Here is a 20,544-nt window from a genome sequence, read left to right on the forward strand (position 1 = left end):
GATTCCGCTCCATCGCGACAACCAGAAACCGAAGCCACTGGGTCCCGGCCTGCGCCGGGATGACGACTAGGGGAGGCTTCCCGAGGCACCCATCAGGAAAGGTTGTAAGCCTTCTCCTCATGCAGCGAGAGATCCAGGCCAACCTGTTCCTGTTCGTCATCGACACGCAGGCCGAGCGTGAGGTCGAGCAGCTTCAGGATCACATAGCTCAGTACCGCACTCCACGCGATGGTGAACATGACGCCCTTGGTCTGAATCCATAGCTGCGTGCCCAACTCGGTGACCGTGCCGAAGCCGCCAAGCACGGGTGCGGCCAGTGGACCGGTGAGAATGCCACCGAGAATGCCCGCCACCGCATGCACGCCGAAGACATCGAGCGAGTCGTCATAGCCAAGCTTGTGCTTGAGCCGGGTCGCGGTGAAAAAGCACAGCACGCCGGCCGCACCGCCCAGCGCGAGCGCGCCGCCAGGACCTGCCGTACCCGCCGCCGGCGTTACCGCCACCAGGCCGGCAACGGCGCCCGATACAATGCCCAGCACGCTGGGACGTCCATGCATGATCCATTCGGCGGCGAGCCAGCCAAGGGCGGCGGCGGCGGTGGCGATCTGTGTCACCAGCATCGCCATACCGGCGCTGCCGTTGGCGGCTACCGCCGAACCGGCATTGAAGCCAAACCAGCCAAGCCACAGCAGGCTCGCGCCGACCACCGTATAGCCGAGGTTGTGCGGCGGCATCGGCGTATGCGGATAACCCCGGCGCTTGCCGATCACCAGACAGGCCACCAGGCCCGCAATACCGGCGTTGATATGCACCACCGTGCCGCCGGCGAAATCGAGCACGCCCAGATCGCCGAGCAGCGAGCCCGGGCCGCTCCACACCATATGCGCCATCGGCAGATACACGATGGTCAGCCACAAGCCACTGAACCACAGCAGCGCACTGAACTTCATGCGTTCGGCGAACGCACCGATGATCAGCGCCGGCGTGATGATCGCGAAGGTGAGCTGGAACATCACGAAGACCGCTTCGGGTACGGTCTGGTAAAGCGTGTCCGGTTTCAGGCCGGCCAGCATGATCCGATCGAAGCCGCCGATGATCGAATGCACATTGGTCACATGCGCTTGCATGCCCTGCGTGCTGAAAGCAACCGAGTAACCGTAAACCAGCCACAACACGGTCACCAGCGCCGTGATGGCGAAACACTGCATCAATACCGACAACAGATTCTTCGCCCGCACCATGCCGCCATAAAATAGCGCCAACCCCGGAATCGTCATCAACAACACCAGCATGGTCGCCGTAAGCATCCACGCCGTATCACCGGCACTGAGCACGGGCGCCGGCGTGGCCTGAGCAAACGCCGAAGTGGCTACCAGACTTCCGGCTACGATCAACGCGAGTGCCACAACACGCGACCACCGCGCCGTTCCCCGTTCCCCATCCACCATTCCCCGCTTCACCTCAAAGCGCATCGACGTCGACCTCCTGCGTGCGGATACGGATGGCCTGCTCCAGTTCGCTCACGAAGATCTTGCCGTCCCCGATCTTGCCGGTACGTGCCGCCGTAGTGATCGCTTCGATGGCGTGCTCGAGCTGTTCGTCGGCGACAGCGATTTCCACTTTCAGTTTGGGTAGAAAGTCGACGACGTACTCGGCCCCGCGGTAGAGCTCGGTATGGCCATGCTGGCGGCCAAAGCCCTTGACCTCGGTCACTGTCATGCCGGAGATGCCGACCTCGGTCAGTGCCTGGCGCACGTCATCGAGGGTGAATGGTTTGATGATCGCTGTGATCCACTTCATCCCGCATCCTCTCAAGGGAACTCTGTCGCAGCGCAGCAGGATGCGTGCCAGGACAAGGTACGCCTCTGGTCTTAATTGATTCAATAACTTAGGGATACGCTGTTTAGCGCTTTGCGCGGTTTTGGGGCAAGCTGGCGGCTCGGCCGGGCGCTTGCGGTGCAATGCGGCACATTGACCCTGGGGGCTTAAATCAGTACCATTTTAGTCCCGATTCAACAGGTGCTCCCCAGCCGCCATGCTCCGCGTCAGCCGCCTAACCGATTACGCCACGGTGGTGATGACCTGCATGGCCGCACACCCGGACGACGTACTCAGCACCGCGCAGATCGCCGACGAAGCACGGCTGGAACTGCCGACGGTGAGCAAGCTGCTCAAGGCGCTTGGGCATGCCGGGCTGGTGGAGTCCTTTCGTGGCGTCAACGGCGGCTATCGCCTGGCGCGACCGGCTGGAGAGATTTCCCTCGCGCAGATCGTCGAGGCGATGGAAGGACCCATCGGCATGACCGAATGCAGCATGGCCGAAGGCCAATGCGAACGCGCGCCGCAATGTTCCGTGCGCGGCAGCTGGCAACAGGTCAACCATGTGGTCGAGCGCGCGCTCAAGGCGATGAGCCTTGCCGACATGCTGACGCCACCGCAACCCATCGCGCTTTCCATCGGCCATGCCGATGCACAGCATGCCAATGAACGAAAGGGCACCACCGCATCATGAGCATCGAAACCAGCGAAAACACCTTGCTACGCGATAACGCCGAAGTCGCTTCGGCGCTCGGTCGCCGCTATGAGGCCGGTTTCGTCACGGATATCGAAACCGACAGCCTGCCGCCGGGACTGTCCGAAGACATCGTGCGCCAGTTGTCCGCGCTCAAGCAGGAGCCGGAGTGGATGACCGAGTGGCGCCTGAAGGCGTACCGCCATTGGTTGACCATGCCGGAGCCGCATTGGGCCAAGCTGAAGATCGGCGCGATCGACTTCCAGGCGATCAGCTATTACGCCTCGCCGAAGAATCGCCCGAAGTCGCTCGCCGACGTCGACCCGAAACTGCTCGAAGCTTACGACAAGCTCGGCGTGCCGCTGCACGAGCGCGCCAAGCTCGCCGGTGTCGCCGTCGATGCGGTGTTCGACTCGGTGTCCGTGGGCACGACGTTCCGCAAGGAGCTGGCCGAGGTCGGCGTGATCTTCTGCTCGATGAGCGAGGCGATTCGCGAGCATCCCGAGCTGGTGCGGCAGTACCTCGGCAGTGTGGTGCCGGTAGGCGACAACTATTTCGCCGCGTTGAACTCGGCTGTGTTCTCCGATGGCTCCTTCGTGTTCATTCCCAAGGGCGTGCGTTGCCCGATGGAACTGTCGACTTATTTCCGTATCAACGCCGGCCACACCGGGCAGTTCGAGCGCACGCTGATCATTGCCGAGGACGCCGCTTACGTGTCCTATCTCGAAGGCTGCACCGCGCCGATGCGCGACGAGAATCAGCTGCATGCGGCGGTGGTCGAACTGGTCACGCTGGAAAAGGCGCAGATCAAATATTCCACCGTGCAGAACTGGTACCCGGGCGACGAAGAAGGTCGCGGTGGCATTTACAACTTCGTCACCAAGCGCGGCGATTGCCGCGGTGACGATTCCAAGATCTCCTGGACCCAGGTCGAAACCGGTTCGGCGATCACCTGGAAATACCCCAGCTGCGTGCTGCGCGGTGATCGCTCGGTGGGCGAGTTCTATTCGGTGGCGCTGACGCATCATCGTCAGCAGGCCGACACCGGTACCAAGATGATCCACATCGGCAAGAACACCAAGTCGAAGATCGTCTCCAAGGGCATCAGCGCGGGCCGCAGTTCCAATGCGTATCGCGGGCTGGTGAAAGTGGAGAAGGGTGCAGAAGGTGCGCGCAACTACACGCAGTGCGATTCGCTGTTGATCGGCAAGCGCTGCGGTGCCCACACCTTCCCGTATATGGAAGTGAAGAACCCGACCGCGATCGTCGAGCACGAGGCCACGACCTCGAAGATCTCCGATGATCAGCTGTTCTACTGCCGCGCGCGCGGCATCGGCGAAGAAGACGCTGTATCGATGATCGTCGACGGCTTCTGCAAACAGGTGTTCCGCGAACTGCCGATGGAGTTCGCCGTGGAGGCCAAGAAGCTGCTGGAAATTTCGCTGGAAGGTGCGGTCGGCTAAGCCGCCGTTCGCCCTCCACACATTCATTGCGGATTTGAAGACATGTTGAAGATCGAAAACCTGCACGCCCGTGTCGAGGGCAAGGACATCCTCAAGGGCCTGAGCCTTACCGTGAACCCGGGCGAGGTGCACGCCATCATGGGTCCGAACGGCGCCGGCAAGTCGACCCTGGGCAATGTATTGTCCGGCCGCGACGGCTATGAAGTGACGCAGGGTTCGGTGATGTTCGAAGGTCGCGATCTGTTGGCGCTCGATCCGGAAGACCGTGCGGCCGCGGGTGTGTTTCTCGCGTTCCAGTACCCGGTAGAAATTCCCGGCGTCAACAATACCTATTTCCTGCGCGCGGCCCTGAACGCACAGCGCAAGCAGCGTGGCGAGCAGGAGCTCGACTCCATGCAGTTCCTTAAGCTGGTGCGCGAGAAACTGAAAGTGATGCAGATTTCCGGCGAGCTGCTGCATCGCGCCGTGAATGAAGGCTTCTCCGGCGGCGAGAAAAAGCGCAACGAGATTTTCCAGATGGCCGTGCTCGAGCCGAAGCTGGCGATTCTGGACGAAACCGACTCGGGCCTGGATATCGACGCGCTCAAGCAGGTGTCGCAAGGCGTCAACGCGCTGCGTTCGCCCGACCGTGCCTTCCTGATGATTACCCATTACCAGCGTCTGCTCGATTACGTGCAGCCGGATTTCGTGCATGTGCTGGCCGATGGCCGCATTATCGAAAGCGGCGACAAGTCGCTGGCACTGAAGCTGGAAGAACACGGTTACGCCTGGATTGCCGAGCGTGAGCCAGCCGGAGCGCAGGCATGAGTCAGCAGCCGGCCCGCCCGCCGTTGCTGGAGTCGCTGCTCGATGCGCCGCTGCCGCAAGGCGCGGCATGGCTCGATGCCATCCGGCGCGAAAATCTCGACGCCTTGAGTGCCACCGGACTGCCCGATAGCCGTAACGAAGCCTGGAAATACACGGCACTGCGCGCGCTGGGGCAGCGCCGCTTTGTACAGGGCGATGCGCAGGCCTCGACACGTGATATCGATGTTGCGGCGCTCTCGCTGCCGGGTGTTGCCGGACCGCGCCTGGTCTTCGTCAATGGCGTGTTTCGCGAAGACCTGTCGCAACTCGATAACCTGCCCGATGGCCTGGAAGTATTGCCGCTGTCGCGCGCGTTGGCGCAGGACGACGAGCCGTTGCGTTTTGCACTCGGTCATCGCTATCGCGAGGCGGCTGATGCCTTTGCGCAGCTCAACGCGGCGTACGCGCAGGAAGGCGTGGTGCTGCGTGTCGCTGCCGGTGCCGTTATCGAACAGCCTGTCCATTTCAGTTTCATAGGTGCTTTCGCCGAACAAGCGGCCTGGCATCTACGCCATGTCATTGCGTTAGGTGACGGTGCCGAGCTCAGCCTTGTCGAGCACCACCTGGGCTTCGGTGACGCACAGCAACTGGCTACCTCGGTCGCCGATATCGTGTTGGGCGAACGGGCCAGGCTCGATATGACGCTGTTGCAGCAGGCAGCCACCGATGCCTCCCTGATCCGCCGTACCAGTGTGCAACTGGGCGTGGCCGCTCATGCGACGCTTAATGTCGTGGAGTTGGGCGGCGCCTTGGTGCGCCATGATCTGCATGCGACCATCAAGGGCGATAACGCGCGTCTGGATACGCGTGGCGTGTTCGCCTTGCGTGGCCGGCAACACGTGGATACGCAGCTGTCGATCCGACACGATGCCTTGAACTCGGCATCGGAATCGATCTGGCGTGGCGTCGCCGACGAGCGTTCGCGCGGAGTGTTCCGTGGCGCGATCCTGGTCGCCGAGGGTGCCGACGGTAGCGATGCCAGCCTGAGCAACAAGAATCTCCTGCTGTCTTCGCAAGCCGAAATCGATACCAAGCCGGAGCTGGAAATCTACGCCGACGAGGTCAAGGCCGCGCACGGCGCCACAGTCGGCCAGCTCGACGAGCGTTCGCTGTTTTACCTGCGTTCGCGCGGTATTCCCTTGGCCGAGGCGCGCAGCCTGCTGACGGCGGCCTTTTGCCGCGCGGTGTTCGCATCGATGCCGAACGAAACCCTGCGCGATCATATTTCACAGCTGCTGCTCCTGCAGTTGCCAGTCGATCAGGTCGCCTGAGCGGCCAGCGAGTCCCTTCATGAATGCTCAAGCCCAGCTAGCCACCGCTTTCGACGTCGAACGTATTCGCGCGGACTTTCCGCTGCTCAAGCGCACCGTGCACGGCAAGCCGTTGGTGTATTTCGACAATGCCAATACCAGCCAGAAGCCGGTGTCGGTGATCGAGGCGGTGGACCGGCACTATCGCGAGCACAATGCCAACGTGGCGCGCGCCGTGCATCAGCTTGGCGAAGAGGCAACGGCAGCGTATGAGAGCGCTCGCGATGGTCTGGCGCGTTTTATCAACGCCGGCTCACGCAACGATATCGTGCTGACCTCCGGTACGACGCAGTCGATCAATCTGGTGGCCTATAGTTTCGCGTTGCCGCGGCTGAAGCCAGGCGATGTGATCCTCACCACCGTCATGGAGCATCACGCCAATATCGTGCCTTGGCAGCTGGTCGCCGCGCGCAGCGGGGCCACCGTCAAGGCGGCGCCGATCGACCAGCATGGCGAGCTGATCCTCGAAGAATTCATCAAGCTGCTGACGCCGGACGTAAAACTGGCCTGCGTTGCGCACGTGTCCAATGTGCTCGGTACGGTCAACCCGGTGCGCGAGATCGCGCGCGAGTGCAAAAAGCGCGGTATTCCGCTGCTGGTCGACGGCTCGCAGGCCGTGCCGCATCGCCCGGTGGACGTGCAGGCGCTCGGCTGCGATTTCTATGCGATTACCGGGCACAAGATGCTTGGGCCTACCGGCACGGGCGCACTGTGGGCCAAGCGCGAACACCTGCAGGCGATGCCGCCATTTTTTGGCGGTGGCGAGATGATTCGCGAGGTGAGTTTCAGCGGCACCACGTTTGCCGAGCCTCCGCACAAGTTCGAAGCGGGCACGCCCAATATCGCGGGCTTCGCCGGATTGTCGGCGGCGATGGACTACTACCAGTCCATTGGGTTCGACGCGATCCGTGCCTGGGAAGATCGCTTGCTTTCGTATGCGACGGAGCGTCTGCGCGATATCCCCGGCTTGCGCATCATTGGCGAAGCCAAGGACAAGGAACCGGTGATCTCGTTCCTGATCGATGGCGCCCAGGCGACCGACCTGGCAACCCTGCTGGACCTGGAAGGCGTTGCCGTACGGTCGGGCCATCACTGTGCCCATCCGTTGATGCAGTTCTACGGCGTTCCCGCGACTTTGCGTGCATCGCTGGCGTTCTACAACACGCGTGAAGAAATCGATGCGTTCATCACGGCCTTGCTGAAGGTGCGCAAGCTGTTGCTTTGAATAAGAGGCTGCGGGTCGTGACTGAAGTCGCTCCTCCAGAAAAGCCGAGGGAATTGGGCTAAAGTCGAACCTGCCACGACAGGGATGGCGTCTGGGGAGGTCTTTATGCGGCAAGCTTTGGGCCGGGCCGGGTTGGCCCGATGGCTGGCATTGTTGGTTTTTTGCGCATGGATGCTTCCGGCTTCCGCTGGGGCGCAGGACGTCCCGGAGCTGCGCGGACGCGTCAATGACTACGCTGGCGTGCTGGGCAATACGTCCGCACTGGAAGCCAAGCTCGCTGCGGAAGAACAACGCGCCGGCAATCAGGTCGTCGTGCTGACTGTGGCCGACCTTGCCGGCCAGGATATCGAGAGCTACGCCAACGCGGCGTTCCATCAATGGCGGCTCGGACACAAGGGTGTCGATAACGGCGTGTTGATCGTTCTTGCGGTCAAGGATCGGCGTGCACGTATCGAAGTCGGTTATGGCCTCGAAGGCGATCTGACCGATGTGACCAGCTCGCTGATTCTGCGCGAGCAGATGCATCCATTGTTTGCAAAAGGCGATTACGCGGGCGGCATCAATGCCGGCGTCGATGCCGTGCTGGGCGTGCTTGCCGGTGCAACGGTCACGGGTACGCCCGAAAGCACGCCACACAAGGACAGCGTGCCGATATGGGTATCTATTTTCTTGATGGTGCTTACGGTGATTTTCAGCCTGATGGCCGCCAGCGGCGGCGGCCTGGCCACGCTGTGGGTCACGCCGTTGTGCAGTATTTTTCTGTTCGTGCTTTGGCCGTGGTATTGGGCTCTGGCAGCCTTATTGGCTTGCCTGATGGGCGTCTATGCGATGCGCCGGCAAAACATGCGCAAGGCTTTTACGCGCAAGGGCATGGTAAGGAAGGCGTTTGCATCGAATCACCTCACCGATTGGCCGCCTTCGCTCTGGCAGGTCATGCTTTGGGTCGGTGCGTGGACGTCTACGGGCTCGAGATCGTCGTCCAGTAGCGACAGTTCGAGTTGGAGCAGTTCGAGCTCGTCCAGCGACTGGTCGTCGTCATCGGGCTCATCGTCGGATTCGAGTTTTTCCGGCGACGGTGGCGATTCGGGTGGCGGCGGTTCGTCCGATAGCTGGTAATACGCAGGCGGCGAGCGCCGCCTGCGTATCGGGCCTTACCAGATCTTTACCTGCTTATCGCTGGCGCGGACCATGTTCGAGCCGGCCTTGCACTGGAACGCCTGCGCGAAAGCGGCCATGTTCGACGGCGCACCGATAGCGCGGAACTGCGCCGGTGCGTGCGGATCGGTGTTGAGCGAGGTGAGCTGCGCTTCGGGACGGATATTGCCGCGCCATACGCGCGCCCAGTTGAGAAAGAAGCGCTGGTCCTGCGTGTAGCCGTCGATCTTCTCGTTCGCTTCTTTCGGATTGTTCTTCAACGCCATCTGCAAGGCGTCGTAGGCTGCGTTGAGGCCGCCCAGATCGCCGATGTTCTCGCCCATGGTCAGCTGGCCGTTGACGAACTTGCCGGGCAACGCCTCATAACCGTTGAACTGAGCGGCCAGCTTGGCGGTGCGTTCCTCGAACGCCTTGCGATCGGCATCGGTCCACCAGTTGACGTTATTGCCCTTGGCGTCGAACTTGCTGCCCTGGTCGTCATAGCCATGGCCCATTTCATGGCCAATCACCGCGCCGATGCCGCCGTAGTTGAGTGCATCGTCGGCGGTCGCCGAGAAGAACGGCGGCTGCAGGATGGCGGCAGGGAAGACAATCTCGTTCTTCTGCGAGTTGTAATAGGCGTTGACCGTTTGCGGCGTCATGCCCCACTCAGTGCGGTCGACCGGCTTGCCGATCTTGCCGACCATATAATCGTAGTTGAACTTGTCGGCGGCGTGGACGTTGGCAAAGTAGTTGTCCGGCGTCAGCTGCAGGCCGCTCCAGTCGCGCCACTTGTCCGGGTAGCCGATCTTCGGTACGAAGGTCGCCCATTTTTCCAGCGCCTTCTGCTTGGTTGCTGCGCTCATCCATTCCAGGTTCTCGATGCGCGACTTATAGGCGGCGCGCAGGTTGTTCACCAGTTGCTCGGCGCGCTGCTTGGAATCGGGCGAGAAGTTCTTCGCGACATAGAGCTCGCCGAGCGCCATGCCCATGCTCTCGTTGACCGTGGCCAGCGAAATTTTCCAGCGCACTTCCATTTCCTTCTGGCCATTCAAGGTGCTCTTGTTGAAGGCGAAGTCTTCCTGCTGGAACGGCTTGGACAGATAGGCTGCGGCATTATTGATCGCGTGGAAGCGCAGATAGGCCTGCCATTGGGCCGCCGGTACATCGGTAAGCATCTTGTCCACTTCGCCGAAGAACGCCGGCTGCGACAGCGAGAAGCCGTCGGTAACGTCTGCATGCTGCGTCTTGAAGAACGTGGCCCAGTCGAAATGCGGCGTCACCTTGTCGGCATCGGCGATGCTGATGAAGTGATAGCGGTTTTCCGGCTTGCGCATCTCGGTCGGCGGCAACGAGACAGCTGCCAGGCGGGTTTCGAATTTCATGGCCGCATCGGCCTGCGTCTTTGCGTCGGCAGCCGACACGCCGGTCAATTGCAGGAGCTTGGCGATATGTGCGACATAGGCGACACGGATCTTTTCGTAGTCGGGCTTGGTGTAGTAATCGGGAGTGGGCAAGCCCAGGCCGCCCTGGCCGGCATAGGCGATCTGCTTGTCCGAATCCTTGAAGTCGGCGTTGCCGCCGAAGCGGAACAGCACCGGCGTGCCTTGGGCGTAGGTATCGCTGATATAGGTTGCGATATCCGCCGGGGTTTTCAGTGCGGCGATGCGCGCCAGCTGCGGCTTGATCGGATCGAAGCCGGCTTTGTCGATGGCCGCTTCGTTCATGCCGGTGGCGTACAGATAGCCGATCTTCTGTTCGATCGACCCTGCCTTGGCATCCGCGGCGCTCTTGGCCGCCGCTTCCACAATGATTCGCTGCGCCTTGAGGCTGTCTTCGCGCAGAGCGTCGAACGAACCCCAGCGCGTGCGATCGGCAGGGATCGGGTTGGCCGCGACCCACTTGGCGTTGACGAAGCCGTTGAAGTCGGAGCAGGGATCGATCTTGCTGTTCAGATCCTGGATGTTGAATGTGTCCGTCGCGGCTGCGGCGACGCCGCAAAGGCTTAAGGTCACCGCGAAGGCCAGCGGCTTGAGAAGGCTCTTTTTCATGTGTGCTCCCACTTTGAGATCTGTCCGGATTGCCCGAGCCCCACGCGCAGGCAAATCAGGGCAGGCTAGGCAGCGGGGGACCATGGCCGACAGTGTCGAAGGTCATTGCTGCGTTGCGCTACGCGGTTATCATGTGGCCATGTCACACGCCATTACACTCAGCTTCCGACCGGCCGTCGTGGCCGATGTCCCTGCCATCGTGCCCCTGGTCGAATCCGCCTATCGCGGCGAATCGGGCCTGCGCGGCTGGACCACCGAATCGCATCTGCTCGACGGTCAGCGCACCGATCCGCCAGCTGTGGCGGCCATTATCGAGGCGCCCGACAGCATGGTGCTGCTTGCCGAAAGTAACGGCGCGTTACAGGCTTGCTGCCAGCTGGAGCGGCAAGAGCGGGCCGGCTACTTCGGCATGTTCGCTGTGGTTCCGACGCTGCAAGGTGCCGGTATCGGCAAGGCTGTACTGGCTGAGGCCGAGCGATTCGCACGTGAGGTCTGGGGTTGCGAAGCGATGCGCATGACGGTGATCGAACAGCGCGATGAATTGATTCAATGGTATGAGCGGCGCGGCTATCGACTGACCGGCGAGCATGAGCCGTTTCCCTATGGCCAGGAGCGTTTCGGCATACCGCGCCGCGACGACCTGCGTTTTGTCGTGCTGTCCAAGTTGTTGACGGTGGCTGCATGAACGACTGGATCTATGTCGGTACGCGCAGCGAATTGCTGCCGGGCGAGTTCAAGGTGGTGTGGGATGGCGATGTCGCTATCGCGGTCTACAATATCGATGGCGATCTCTACGCTATCGAAGACGTCTGTACCCACGATGGTGGGGAGCTTGCCGGTGGTCCGTTGCAAGGTTTCGAGGTCGAATGCCCGCGGCATGGGGCGCGTTTTGACTTGCGCAATGGTGAAGTGACTTGTCCGCCTGCGTATGAACCGGTGGCGTGTTTTCCGGTGCGTGAAGAGCACGGTGGAATCTGGACCAAGGATGATCGTGGCTGATCTGTTTGGGAGCGGCGTAAAGGAGCTTCCAAAAACCTTTCCTATTCGTCATTCCGGCGAAGGCCGGAATCCATTACTCAGCGTAGATGCTTGCCGCATGCTGCCTGACGAGCGATAACTGAGGAATGGCTCCCGGCCTTCGCCGGGATGACGACAAAAACTGAGGTTATGCCGGGGTTCTTTTCAGTCGCGGCTGATGCCGCTCCTACAAAGTGTCGAGCGCCACGGATCTACGAAAGTCCGACACCTTCTTGCCGAATGCGTTGACGGGGACTTCGACATATCGATGCACAAGGAAGGCGACGAGCATGGCCAGGCCAACGCTGACCATCCATGCGAACGTATAGGACATACCCTTGTCGATCAGGATCGGCATGGCGACGTACCCGATCATCGAGTGAACCAGGTAGAGCGGAAAGCTGATGTCGGCCAGGAAGTCGAGAACCTTGTTGTCCCTGAAGCTATCTCTTAGTAGATAACAGGCCCAGAACAGAATCAGCGCATAGCTATAGTTCTTCACCAACGGGCCGAAGAATGCATTCTCATAGAACGCATTGATCGTGACGAACAGGGCGTAGATGATGACGCCATAACCCAGCGCAGCCCTTGCGCTCAGCTCGCCGTAGAGTACGTAGTAGAACAGGCAGCCGAGGAACATGAGCGTCATATACCTCATGTCCGAGACCAGGTACGAAAAGAAAGCCTCCTGGCCGGATCCGTGCGTGGCGAAATAAGCGCCGATACAACACAAGGCAAGAAAAGCCGTCGAGGTCATCATGACCTGGTGCGCTTGCCTGCCTATGAAGAAGATCAGGGCAACGATCGCGTAGAACTTGATTTCCACGGCCAGCGACCAGCAGACGAAATCCAGCGATGGGATGCCCGTTGCGCTATGAAGGAGTGTCAGGTTCTTCAGCAGAAACGGCCAACTGATGCGATCGGATAATGGCGTCGACCAGTACCATGAGCAAAGGACGTACATGCCGATGCTTATCAACAGGCAAAACCAGTAGACGGGATAGATGCGGAAGAATCGCCGTATCAGGAACTTGCCCGTCGACAGGCTTCTCAAGCTGATCGGGATGACAAGCCCGCTGATCATAAAAAAGACGGCGACGCCGAAAACGCCGTAGAAGAATTCACCGAATGGGGGCGACAGCACATGTCGTGTATACCCAGGTGGTACCGGCACAAAGCTCGCAGGCGTTCCCACGATCGAGCGTATGACAGGGGAGAAGAAAATGCCCCAATAGTGATAGATGACGACCGATAGAGCGGCAACGGCGCGTAGTTGATGAGCAAATCTAAGCTTCATGTCGTGCCGGCTGCCCTAGCTCGTTACATGCTTGCGTTCACCTGCCATCAAAAGCGATAGACGAAACCCAGCGACGTAGTCACCTGGTTGGCCGAGCCGAAGCGCTTCACCAGGGGGCTGTCGGCGGCATCACCAAGCAGGCGCGCGTAATCCACCGATAGCAATACGGCCGTGCGCCGGGTTACCGGGATCAATGCATCGTATTCCAGCTCGATCTGTTGATTGCCGGCGCTCGGGTTCCAGGCGTAAGTGCCCAATTGTGCCGCCTGGGTTGCGGTGACGCCGAAGAAACGGCGCATGGCCGGTGCATTCATCGCCTGCCATTGCAACTGTATGGACTCCTCGATCCCCCACAACGGCGGCAATCCGCTGTCGACATAGAGGTTGAGATAGGCACCGGCACCTTCGGTATCGTGACTGAGCGTGGCGCCGAAATTCACGATGTCGTTCGGGTGATATTCGATATAGCCGCCCGCATTGAGCCGCGGCGACAGCGAGTCGACGATGCCGGCCAGGCGCGGGCCCAGATCTTCGTGGCTGCGGCCCCACATGTAATTGCCGTAAAAACCGCCTTGCCAGCCGTCGCGGTGGATGAAATCGACGGTGAGCCCGTCGGACGTGGACAAGGTGATGTTCTTATCCACCGTCACCTGGATAAACGGCGCCAATTGATCGCGGTGGTTGTCCGAGCCTATCCATCCGGGCATGCGCATCACACCGGCGCCGACGTAATTGGTGAAATCACCGGTCGGCTCGTTATCGGCGTGTGCAAGCGATGGCATGCCGGTCAATCCGAGCATGCAAAGCGCCAGCAACGCGAGCGCCGGCCGATGTTGCGGTATCACGATGCGGGCGTTCCTGCCTTGCTGTTGGCGGGGAAGCGCACGAGCACACGTTGTCCGATGCGCAACGACGCCGGCGGGGCCTGGTCGAACACCAGCACGCATTCCACCGAGCGCGTGGTCGAGCGAACCATGGGGTCCTCTTCCAGGGTGCTGGCGCCGAACACGGCGCCGATGCGAAGCACGCGTGCATGCAGTGGCGTGCCACCGCTGCCGCCGTCTTCAATGACCTCGGCCTGCATGCCTTCATGGACGACGCCGACGAAGGACTCGTTGAGTTCGGCGCGCACGATTCGCGGGGCATCGGGAAGCAGCACGAAGGCGGGGCCCGAGGACGTAGATACGGTCGCGCCAGGCTGGATCGTACGGCTGACGATCTGGCCGTCCACCGGCGCGTTGAGGCTGCGCTGGGTCAGCTCATAGCGTGCGGCCGCGAGTTTCTGTGCCGCCAACGTGGCTGCAGCGCGGGTATTTTCCAGCTCACCCTGCAACTGGTCGGCGGCCTGGCGCGCGTCGTCCGCGCTCTGGCCATCGGCCGCTCCGGCAGCCGCGGCACTGGCCAGGCGTTGTGCGCGCTGTTGTGCGGCCTTGATGCGTGTCTGCAGCAAGGTCGCCTGAGCTTGTGCCTGTTGTTGCTCGGCCTGCGCGGCGTCGATGGCCAACTGCGCCGGCTGCGTATCCAGTCGAGCGAGCAACTGGCCTTTGTGTACGTTGTCGCCCTCGTGCACCTTGATCTCGGCCACTACGCCATCGCGCGGCATGGCAAGGCGCAGCAGACCGCCCTCGATGTCGACACGACCGCGCGCAACGGCTTGGTAGGCCGGCGCGGCGGCCTGTGCCGTGGTCTGGTTCGAGTCCCTGCCCGAGCAGGCCGCCAGGCTGGCGGCTGCGATCAACAGCAGCGACGGGTAAAACAAGCGCGAACTCATGTAGAAGGTTCCTCGATATCGTCGCCGGCGGTGCCGGTCGCGATGGCTGGCCGATGATCGCTCAATATGCGGCCATCCTCCATGGTCAGAACGCGGTCAGCGTGGCCGACCAGGCGTGGATCATGCGTGACGCAGAGCACCGTGGTGCCGTGCGTGCGGGCGATGCGATGCAGTATGTCGATGACGATCTGGCCGTTGGCGGCATCCAGCGCGCTGGTCGGCTCGTCGGCGAACAGCAGCTCCGGCTCCTTGGCCAGCGCGCGCGCGATCGCCACGCGTTGTTTCTCGCCACCGGAGAGCTCGGACGGGCGCAGCTCCATGCGCGGGCCCAGGCCGACCTCTTCGAGTGATTCGGCCGCCCGGCGGCGAGCCTCGGCATCGGACAGGCCCAGATAGCTCAGCGGTAGCGCGACCTGTTCCAGTGCATTCAGGGCTGGGAACAGATTGAAGCCCTGAAACACGAAGCCGGTGTGATGCAGGCGGAAACGCTCGAGCTCACGCGTATTCAATTCGCCCAGGTCCTGACCGAGCGCGCTGACGCCGCCCTGGTCGGGCCGTTGCAGGCCGCTCAGGATCGAGAGCAGGGTGCTCTTGCCGCAACCGGACGGGCCGGAAATCAGGGTCAGCTCGCCTGCGCCTACATCGAGGCTGAGGTCCTGCAGCACGGCCGAACGGAGCTTTCCGTTGGTGAAAGCCTTGCTCACGCTGCGCGCTTGCAGCGATGTCGACGGAATGGATGGCTGGCTCGACATCGCTTATCTCAACAAGGTGGCCGGATCGGCACGGCGCAGGCTGCGCATCGCGGCGAGACCCGAAACGATGGCCAGGCCAAGAATCAGCACGACGCAGGCGATGATCGCGGCAAACGAAAAGGCCACCGGCACGCTGTAGCTGCGCGCCAGCAGAAACAGCACGCCACCCAATATGAGGCTGCCAAGCAGGCCCAGCGCACCGACCCAGAACGCCTGTTCGAGTACGACCTTGCGCAATGCGCCCACACCCACGCCTAATGCATTGAGCGTGGCGTATTCGCGCACCGAGCCGACCACGGCCGCGACCAGTGTCTGGCTGGTGATCACCGCGCCGACCAGGAACACGATACCCGCCAGAAACAGCACGGCGGCACCGGCGCCGGTGTCCAGCATCCAGTACATCTTCGAGCGGCGTGCGAAATTCTTGGCCGTCCATACCTCGTACGGACCGAAACTGGTGGCCCCGCGCAAGCGCTTGGCCACCACGCGCGCATCGGCCGGGTTATGCAGCTTGGCGACGAAGTAGGTCATGCGACCGACATTGGCCGAATCGGTGTCCAGGTCACGTGCGGTAGCGAGCGAAGCCACCACATTGACGCCGCCGAGTGCGCGCAAGCCGGAGCCCACGCCAACGACCTGCACGCGGCGACCGTTAATGATGGCGCTGTCGCCGACGTTGACGCCCAGGCTGCTCAGATCGGCGCGATCGACGACCACCGCATTGGGTTCGTTCAAGCGTTGCCGCAGCTCGGGCGATAGCGCTTGCGAAAACATCAGGCCGTCCGGGCGCGGATCGATGCCCGATACGAATACCGATACGCCACCGTTGTCGCTGGGGCCGCGCCAGTCGGCATCGACCCAATGGAACGGCTCGACGCGGCTTATCGCCGGATCCATCAGCAAGCGCATTTCCACGTCGGTATCGATCGATCGGCCCAGGTTGACGCTCTGCGTACCCGGATAACCGGCCCAAAGGTCGGCCGACGATCCGGTGATATAGACGCTGGCGCTGCCGAAAATGCCCAGCACTAGGGCGGCCTGCAGCAACTGCAGCAACCCGGCGAAGCACACGGCGAGGATGGCGGGCAGAAAGCGGCGCCATTCGTAGACCAGCGTCTTGCGCGCGAGAGCGACCATCAGTTCTTTCCCGCCGCATGCTTGTCGTGTGGTTTGTCGGCGGCGATCGGCGCTCCACCGAGCGCTTTATAAAGCGAGACATAGGCAAGATCGCGTGCGGCCCGGGCACTGATCAGATCGAGCTGGGCACGCTGTTGTTCGAGCACGCTGTCCTGCAGATCGAGTGTGCTGCTCAGTTGCAGTTCGGTACGTTTCTGCGCGGCGGCGGTGCTCTGATCCAGGGAATCCAGCGCCGACTGCGAGAACTGTTCGCGACCGCGCAACTGTTCCAGATCGCCCATCGCCATTTCCACTTCGGCCACGCCCTGCAACACCGCCTGGCGATAGGCCAGCACGGCTGCCTGCAGCTGATGATCCTTGGCGTGGGCGGTAGCCAACCGTTGGCCCCAATCGAACAGCGGCATGTCGATCACCGGGCCAACCGAAAAAATGCCTTCGCCTGTATGCACGCGATGGTTGCGTGCGATGTTGGTGGACCATTGCAGCGACGTGCCGATGCCGATATGCGGCAGGACGTCGGCATGGCTCAGGCCTGCCTCGCCCGCTGTGCGCAGCACTTCGGCCTCGGCGGCGGCGATTTCCGGCCGGGTGCGCAGCAGGTCGCCGGGCGCCTTGGTGACTTGCCAGTCGCCCAGTTGCGGCTGCGGCCCCGGTTGCAGCCACGCGTCGTCGGGTTCGTTCTGGCCAAGCAACACCGCCAGCTGCTGTGCGCTGTTATTGATGGCTTGCTGCGGTTCGGCCAGGGCCGCCTGGGCACGTGCCAGTTCGGCTTGGGCGCGCGCCACCTCGGCCGGAGGGCTCAGCTTCAACTGTTCACGTACGCCAAGCAGGCGCACTTTTTCTTGTTGCGCGTCGCGCATCGCGGTCAGTGTGCGCATCTGCTGTTGGGCTGAGCGCAGTTCGACCCAGCGTCGCGTGACCTCGGCCACCAGGGAGACGCGCGCGCCACGCATGGCGGCGGCGGCCTGGTTTTCCTGGCTCTGGGCAACGCGACCGGCGTTTTTCCAGGTCCCGAAAAGCGGGAGTTCCCATAGCGCATCGAAACCGACCACGAAGAACGACGCGCTGGTATCCGGGTCGATCACGTCATTGGTGCGCAGGCTCAGCGACGGCAGGTAGCTGTCGTGGCTATGGCCGTTCAAGATTCGCGCGGCGCGCAGGCGCTCCGCTGCCTGAGCCAGATCCAGGTTGTTCTGCAAGGCGCGGTCGATCAGGGTATCCAGCTCCGGATCGCCCAGCGCTTTCCACCATTCGCGCAGGTCGGCCTGCGCGGGGCGCGCATCGGCCGGCATATTGCGCCAGGCATCGGGTACGGACGGTTTCAGTGCGGGCAGGGGGGCGGCGGAGCAGCCCGCCAGCAGCACCAGGCCCATGCACAGCAACCATGGCGATCCGCCAGGCGGGAGCCATCGCCGGGGGGCGGCGCCGAACAATGAGTGCAGCTTGAACGGAAACAGGGCGAAACTCCCGAGGCCTGCGACGAGGAAAGCCATCAGATGACGAGGGTTGCCGTGAGTTCCCAGCCGGTATCCGTCGCCCGAGGCGAGGTCGGCCGGACCCAACCGGCATCTGCCGCCAGCCCCTGAGGGCTTCAGGCAGAGGAGAAGCATAACCGCTGAACCTTGACGGCGTCCTTAGTGCGGCCGGGATTATCGCAATCATTTATGAATAAAAAAGGCAGCGGCGGCAAAAGAAAGGGGGCCGAAAGGGGGGTACACCCAAGATGCGCCAACCTTAACGTTGGAGTGGCGTGCGTGACTGCGTGGAAAATCCTCTGCGATTTCGATGGCACCATCTCCGTCGAAGACGTGATCGACTCGCTGCTGGATCGTTTCGGCCGTCCCGGTTGGGAGACGCTGGAGCGGGATTGGCGTGCGGGCAAGATCGGTTCGCGTGAGTGCATGACCGGACAGGTTGACTTGCTCGACATGACCCGGGTTGAGCTGGACAAGCATCTGTCCACGTTGTGGATCGATCATGCCTTCCCGGATTTCGTCGCCAAGGCGCGCGAATTGAACACGCCGATCCGCGTGGTCAGCGACGGTCTCGATTACGCCATTCACCAGATCCTGGGGCGTTACGGTCTGGATGACCTGCCGCTGGCCGCCAATCACCTGGCGCCCGCCACGCCGCAGCGTCAATGGCAGCTGACCTCGCCCTTCCAGGCCGAAGGTTGCCGCAGCGGCACCTGCAAGTGCGCCTGTGTCGAGCAGGCCCGCCAGGGTGGCCACAAGACCCTTCTGATCGGTGACGGTGCGTCCGACTTCTGCGCCGCCGACCGCGTCGATTTTGTTTTTGCCAAGCATCGCCTGATCGAGCATTGCCGCCACGCCGGCATTCCCTACGTGCCGATCACCGGCTTCGAAGATGCCTTGGAGCTGTTGCCCAAGTTGCTCGATGGCAGCCTCACCGAATACGTCGTCCCTGCGGTCGCCACGGCTGCGATCCGCTAAGTCCCCCTTTCGCCTGAACCTGAAAAATCCGGATTTCTCTCGATGAATGTTTACGACAAGAACGCGGACGTCGTGATCGACGACGCGCAGCTGCTTGCTGACGAAGCCCAGTACAGCTCGTTCGGCGACACCGTGCATTATGTGGACCCGCCCAAGATCTTCCGCCACGGCGAGGGCAGCTACATGTACGACACGGCCGGCGTGCCGTTCCTCGATTTGCAGATGTGGTACTCGGCGGTCAACTTCGGCTACGGCAACAAGCGCCTGAACGACACGCTCAAGCGCCAGATCGACGTGCTGCCGCAGGTCGCCAGCCAGTACCTGCATCAGACCCGCATCCAGCTGGCCAAGACGATCGCGGTCGATGCGCAGGAAAAGTTCGGCTTGAAGGGCCGCGTGCACTTCAATGTCGGCGGTGCGCAGGCGGTCGAAGACTCGCTCAAGCTGGTGCGTAACTACTCCAACGGCAAGAGCCTGATGTTCGCCTTCGAAGGCGGTTATCACGGCCGCACGCTGGGTGCTTCGTCGATCACCTCGAGCTACCGCTACCGTCGTCGCTTCGGCCACTTCGGCGAGCGCGCCATGTTCATCCCGTTCCCGTATCCGTTCCGGCGCCCGAAGGGCATGACGCCGGAAGAGTATTCGGACGCCTGCGTGCGCCAGTTCGAGCGCCTGTTCGAAACCGAATACAACGGTGTGTGGGACCCCAAGGTCAATCAGGCCGAATACGCCGCGTTCTACGTCGAGCCGATCCAGGGCACCGGCGGTTACGTGATCCCGCCGAAGAACTTCTTCAAGGACCTGAAGAAGGTGCTGGACAAGTACGGCATCCTGATGGTCGTCGACGAAATTCAGATGGGTTTCTGGCGTACCGGCAAGCTGTGGTCGATCGAGCACTTCGGCGTGACGCCGGATGCGATCGTCTTCGGCAAGGCGCTGACCAACGGTCTCAACCCGTTGTCGGGTCTGTGGGCCCGTGAAGAGCTGATCAACCCGACCATCTTCCCGCCGGGTTCGACCCACTCGACCTTCAACTCCAACCCGCTGGGTACCTCGCTGGGTCTGGAAGTGATCAAGATGGGTTACGAGCTGAACTACGAGAAGACCGTCGCCGAGAAGGGCGCCCACTTCCTCGATGGCCTGAAGGACCTGCAGAAGCGCCACAAGGAAATCGGCGACGTCGATGGCCTCGGTCTGGCGCTGCGTGCGGAAATCTGCACCGACGACGGCTTCACGCCGAACAAGGCACTGCTCGACAAGATGGTCGACATCGGCTTGGCCGGCGATCTGCAGCACAACGGCAAGAAGATCGGCCTGGTGCTCGATGTCGGCGGTTGGTACAAGAACGTCATCACCTTTGCCCCGTCGCTGGATATCAGCCACGAGGAAATCGACCTGGCCATGGCGCTGCTCGATCAGCTGCTGACCAAGGCGAAAAAGGCCATGTAAGTTTCCGGAGCGAGTGCGCTGCTCGCCTCGCTCCGTCTTTTTATGTCCGTAATTTCCCGTGCAGGGGAAGTGTGACAGCGGCGGCGCCTTCGGGGCGTCGCCGTTTTTTTGTGTCTTTTTTGTGGGC

19 protein-coding genes are annotated in these 20,544 nt (G+C 61.9%); 10 read left to right on the top strand and 9 right to left on the bottom strand.

Annotated elements, in window-relative coordinates; all coding sequences use genetic code 11:
* Positions 1-92: 92 nt before the first annotated feature.
* Together QMG46_RS10010 and QMG46_RS10015 are read right to left on the bottom strand one after the other, a co-directional pair.
* Entirely contained in the window at positions 93-1,448 is a 1,356-nt protein-coding gene (locus QMG46_RS10010; protein WP_281852859.1) for an ammonium transporter, read from the bottom strand.
* A gap of 13 nt (positions 1,449-1,461) precedes the next feature.
* Positions 1,462-1,800, bottom strand: coding sequence for a P-II family nitrogen regulator (locus QMG46_RS10015; RefSeq protein WP_281852364.1), 339 nt, complete (start codon positions 1,798-1,800; stop codon positions 1,462-1,464).
* 235 nt (positions 1,801-2,035) lie between these two features.
* Between QMG46_RS10015 and QMG46_RS10020 the strand changes: the two genes are divergently transcribed.
* From QMG46_RS10020 to QMG46_RS10045, 6 genes are all read left to right on the top strand, one after another.
* The gene (locus tag QMG46_RS10020; RefSeq protein ID WP_281852365.1) at positions 2,036-2,512 is read left to right on the top strand and encodes an SUF system Fe-S cluster assembly regulator; all 477 of its coding nucleotides are present in this window, start codon (positions 2,036-2,038) and stop codon (positions 2,510-2,512) included.
* Positions 2,509-3,975 carry a Fe-S cluster assembly protein SufB gene (gene sufB / locus QMG46_RS10025; protein ID WP_281852366.1) on the top strand — a complete coding sequence of 489 codons (1,467 nt, stop codon included), beginning with the start codon at positions 2,509-2,511 and terminating at the stop codon, positions 3,973-3,975. The genes QMG46_RS10020 and sufB overlap by 4 nt, the downstream gene beginning before the upstream one ends.
* Before the next feature lie 42 nt (positions 3,976-4,017).
* Positions 4,018-4,782, top strand: a complete 765-nt coding sequence (gene sufC, locus QMG46_RS10030; protein WP_281852368.1) for a Fe-S cluster assembly ATPase SufC — start codon at positions 4,018-4,020, stop codon at positions 4,780-4,782.
* On the top strand, positions 4,779-6,092 hold the full coding sequence (gene sufD / locus QMG46_RS10035) for a Fe-S cluster assembly protein SufD (protein ID WP_281852369.1): 1,314 nt from the start codon (positions 4,779-4,781) through the stop codon (positions 6,090-6,092). Before sufC ends, sufD begins: the two co-directional genes overlap by 4 nt.
* Positions 6,093-6,111: 19 nt before the next feature.
* Entirely contained in the window at positions 6,112-7,356 is a 1,245-nt protein-coding gene (locus tag QMG46_RS10040; RefSeq protein WP_281852370.1) for a cysteine desulfurase, read from the top strand.
* Positions 7,357-7,461: 105 nt separating this feature from the next.
* Positions 7,462-8,472 (top strand): TPM domain-containing protein, encoded by a 1,011-nt coding sequence (locus QMG46_RS10045; RefSeq protein WP_281852371.1) that lies wholly within the window; start codon positions 7,462-7,464, stop codon positions 8,470-8,472.
* Positions 8,473-8,507: 35 nt separating this feature from the next.
* Here the strand turns inward: QMG46_RS10045 and QMG46_RS10050 are convergent, their stop codons facing one another.
* Positions 8,508-10,541 (bottom strand): M13 family metallopeptidase, encoded by a 2,034-nt coding sequence (locus tag QMG46_RS10050; RefSeq protein ID WP_281852372.1) that lies wholly within the window; start codon positions 10,539-10,541, stop codon positions 8,508-8,510.
* A 139-nt stretch (positions 10,542-10,680) separates the two neighbouring features.
* On the opposite strand from QMG46_RS10050, the gene QMG46_RS10055 reads away from it, so the two are divergent.
* Together QMG46_RS10055 and QMG46_RS10060 are read left to right on the top strand one after the other, a co-directional pair.
* Positions 10,681-11,226, top strand: coding sequence for a GNAT family N-acetyltransferase (locus QMG46_RS10055; protein ID WP_281852860.1), 546 nt, complete (start codon positions 10,681-10,683; stop codon positions 11,224-11,226).
* On the top strand, positions 11,223-11,540 hold the full coding sequence (locus tag QMG46_RS10060; RefSeq protein WP_281852373.1) for a non-heme iron oxygenase ferredoxin subunit: 318 nt from the start codon (positions 11,223-11,225) through the stop codon (positions 11,538-11,540). Before QMG46_RS10055 ends, QMG46_RS10060 begins: the two co-directional genes overlap by 4 nt.
* 205 nt (positions 11,541-11,745) lie before the next feature.
* On the opposite strand, the gene QMG46_RS10065 is transcribed toward QMG46_RS10060, so the two are convergent.
* From QMG46_RS10065 to QMG46_RS10090, 6 genes are read right to left on the bottom strand one after another with little or no spacing between them, the layout of a single operon-like run.
* Positions 11,746-12,855, bottom strand: a complete 1,110-nt coding sequence (locus tag QMG46_RS10065; protein ID WP_281852374.1) for an acyltransferase family protein — start codon at positions 12,853-12,855, stop codon at positions 11,746-11,748.
* A 47-nt stretch (positions 12,856-12,902) separates the two neighbouring features.
* Positions 12,903-13,700: a MipA/OmpV family protein gene (locus tag QMG46_RS10070; RefSeq protein ID WP_281852375.1), complete on the bottom strand. Its 798-nt coding sequence runs from the start codon at positions 13,698-13,700 to the stop codon at positions 12,903-12,905.
* Complete coding sequence (locus tag QMG46_RS10075; RefSeq protein WP_281852376.1) at positions 13,697-14,626, bottom strand: HlyD family secretion protein; 930 nt, start codon at positions 14,624-14,626, stop codon at positions 13,697-13,699. Before QMG46_RS10075 ends, QMG46_RS10070 begins: the two co-directional genes overlap by 4 nt.
* Positions 14,623-15,378, bottom strand: coding sequence for an ABC transporter ATP-binding protein (locus QMG46_RS10080; protein WP_281852377.1), 756 nt, complete (start codon positions 15,376-15,378; stop codon positions 14,623-14,625). Before QMG46_RS10080 ends, QMG46_RS10075 begins: the two co-directional genes overlap by 4 nt.
* Before the next feature lie 3 nt (positions 15,379-15,381).
* The gene (locus QMG46_RS10085; RefSeq protein ID WP_281852378.1) at positions 15,382-16,515 is read right to left on the bottom strand and encodes an ABC transporter permease; all 1,134 of its coding nucleotides are present in this window, start codon (positions 16,513-16,515) and stop codon (positions 15,382-15,384) included.
* Positions 16,515-17,888, bottom strand: a complete 1,374-nt coding sequence (locus QMG46_RS10090) for a TolC family protein (RefSeq protein ID WP_281852379.1) — start codon at positions 17,886-17,888, stop codon at positions 16,515-16,517. Before QMG46_RS10090 ends, QMG46_RS10085 begins: the two co-directional genes overlap by 1 nt.
* 381 nt (positions 17,889-18,269) lie before the next feature.
* On the opposite strand from QMG46_RS10090, the gene QMG46_RS10095 reads away from it, so the two are divergent.
* Positions 18,270-18,968, top strand: a complete 699-nt coding sequence (locus QMG46_RS10095; protein ID WP_281852380.1) for an MtnX-like HAD-IB family phosphatase — start codon at positions 18,270-18,272, stop codon at positions 18,966-18,968.
* 42 nt (positions 18,969-19,010) lie between these two features.
* On the top strand, positions 19,011-20,417 hold the full coding sequence (locus tag QMG46_RS10100) for an aspartate aminotransferase family protein (RefSeq protein WP_281852382.1): 1,407 nt from the start codon (positions 19,011-19,013) through the stop codon (positions 20,415-20,417).
* The last annotated feature ends 127 nt before the right edge of the window (positions 20,418-20,544 follow it).

The sequence above is a fragment of the Dyella sp. GSA-30 genome (assembly GCF_027924605.1).
In the GTDB taxonomy this organism is placed as follows: domain Bacteria; phylum Pseudomonadota; class Gammaproteobacteria; order Xanthomonadales; family Rhodanobacteraceae; genus GSA-30.

Excerpts from the sequence above, each read along its gene's own strand:
- QMG46_RS10010 (WP_281852859.1), bottom strand. The coding sequence starts at position 1,448 with ATGGTGGATGGGGAACGGGGAACGGCGCGGTGGTCGCGTGTTGTGGCA.
- QMG46_RS10015 (WP_281852364.1), bottom strand. The coding sequence starts at position 1,800 with ATGAAGTGGATCACAGCGATCATCAAACCATTCACCCTCGATGACGTG.
- QMG46_RS10020 (WP_281852365.1), top strand. The coding sequence starts at position 2,036 with ATGCTCCGCGTCAGCCGCCTAACCGATTACGCCACGGTGGTGATGACC.
- sufB (WP_281852366.1), top strand. The coding sequence starts at position 2,509 with ATGAGCATCGAAACCAGCGAAAACACCTTGCTACGCGATAACGCCGAA.
- sufC (WP_281852368.1), top strand. The coding sequence starts at position 4,018 with ATGTTGAAGATCGAAAACCTGCACGCCCGTGTCGAGGGCAAGGACATC.
- sufD (WP_281852369.1), top strand. The coding sequence starts at position 4,779 with ATGAGTCAGCAGCCGGCCCGCCCGCCGTTGCTGGAGTCGCTGCTCGAT.
- QMG46_RS10040 (WP_281852370.1), top strand. The coding sequence starts at position 6,112 with ATGAATGCTCAAGCCCAGCTAGCCACCGCTTTCGACGTCGAACGTATT.
- QMG46_RS10045 (WP_281852371.1), top strand. The coding sequence starts at position 7,462 with ATGCGGCAAGCTTTGGGCCGGGCCGGGTTGGCCCGATGGCTGGCATTG.
- QMG46_RS10050 (WP_281852372.1), bottom strand. The coding sequence starts at position 10,541 with ATGAAAAAGAGCCTTCTCAAGCCGCTGGCCTTCGCGGTGACCTTAAGC.
- QMG46_RS10055 (WP_281852860.1), top strand. The coding sequence starts at position 10,681 with ATGTCACACGCCATTACACTCAGCTTCCGACCGGCCGTCGTGGCCGAT.
- QMG46_RS10060 (WP_281852373.1), top strand. The coding sequence starts at position 11,223 with ATGAACGACTGGATCTATGTCGGTACGCGCAGCGAATTGCTGCCGGGC.
- QMG46_RS10065 (WP_281852374.1), bottom strand. The coding sequence starts at position 12,855 with ATGAAGCTTAGATTTGCTCATCAACTACGCGCCGTTGCCGCTCTATCG.
- QMG46_RS10075 (WP_281852376.1), bottom strand. The coding sequence starts at position 14,626 with ATGAGTTCGCGCTTGTTTTACCCGTCGCTGCTGTTGATCGCAGCCGCC.
- QMG46_RS10080 (WP_281852377.1), bottom strand. The coding sequence starts at position 15,378 with ATGTCGAGCCAGCCATCCATTCCGTCGACATCGCTGCAAGCGCGCAGC.
- QMG46_RS10085 (WP_281852378.1), bottom strand. The coding sequence starts at position 16,515 with ATGGTCGCTCTCGCGCGCAAGACGCTGGTCTACGAATGGCGCCGCTTT.
- QMG46_RS10090 (WP_281852379.1), bottom strand. The coding sequence starts at position 17,888 with ATGGGCCTGGTGCTGCTGGCGGGCTGCTCCGCCGCCCCCCTGCCCGCA.
- QMG46_RS10100 (WP_281852382.1), top strand. The coding sequence starts at position 19,011 with ATGAATGTTTACGACAAGAACGCGGACGTCGTGATCGACGACGCGCAG.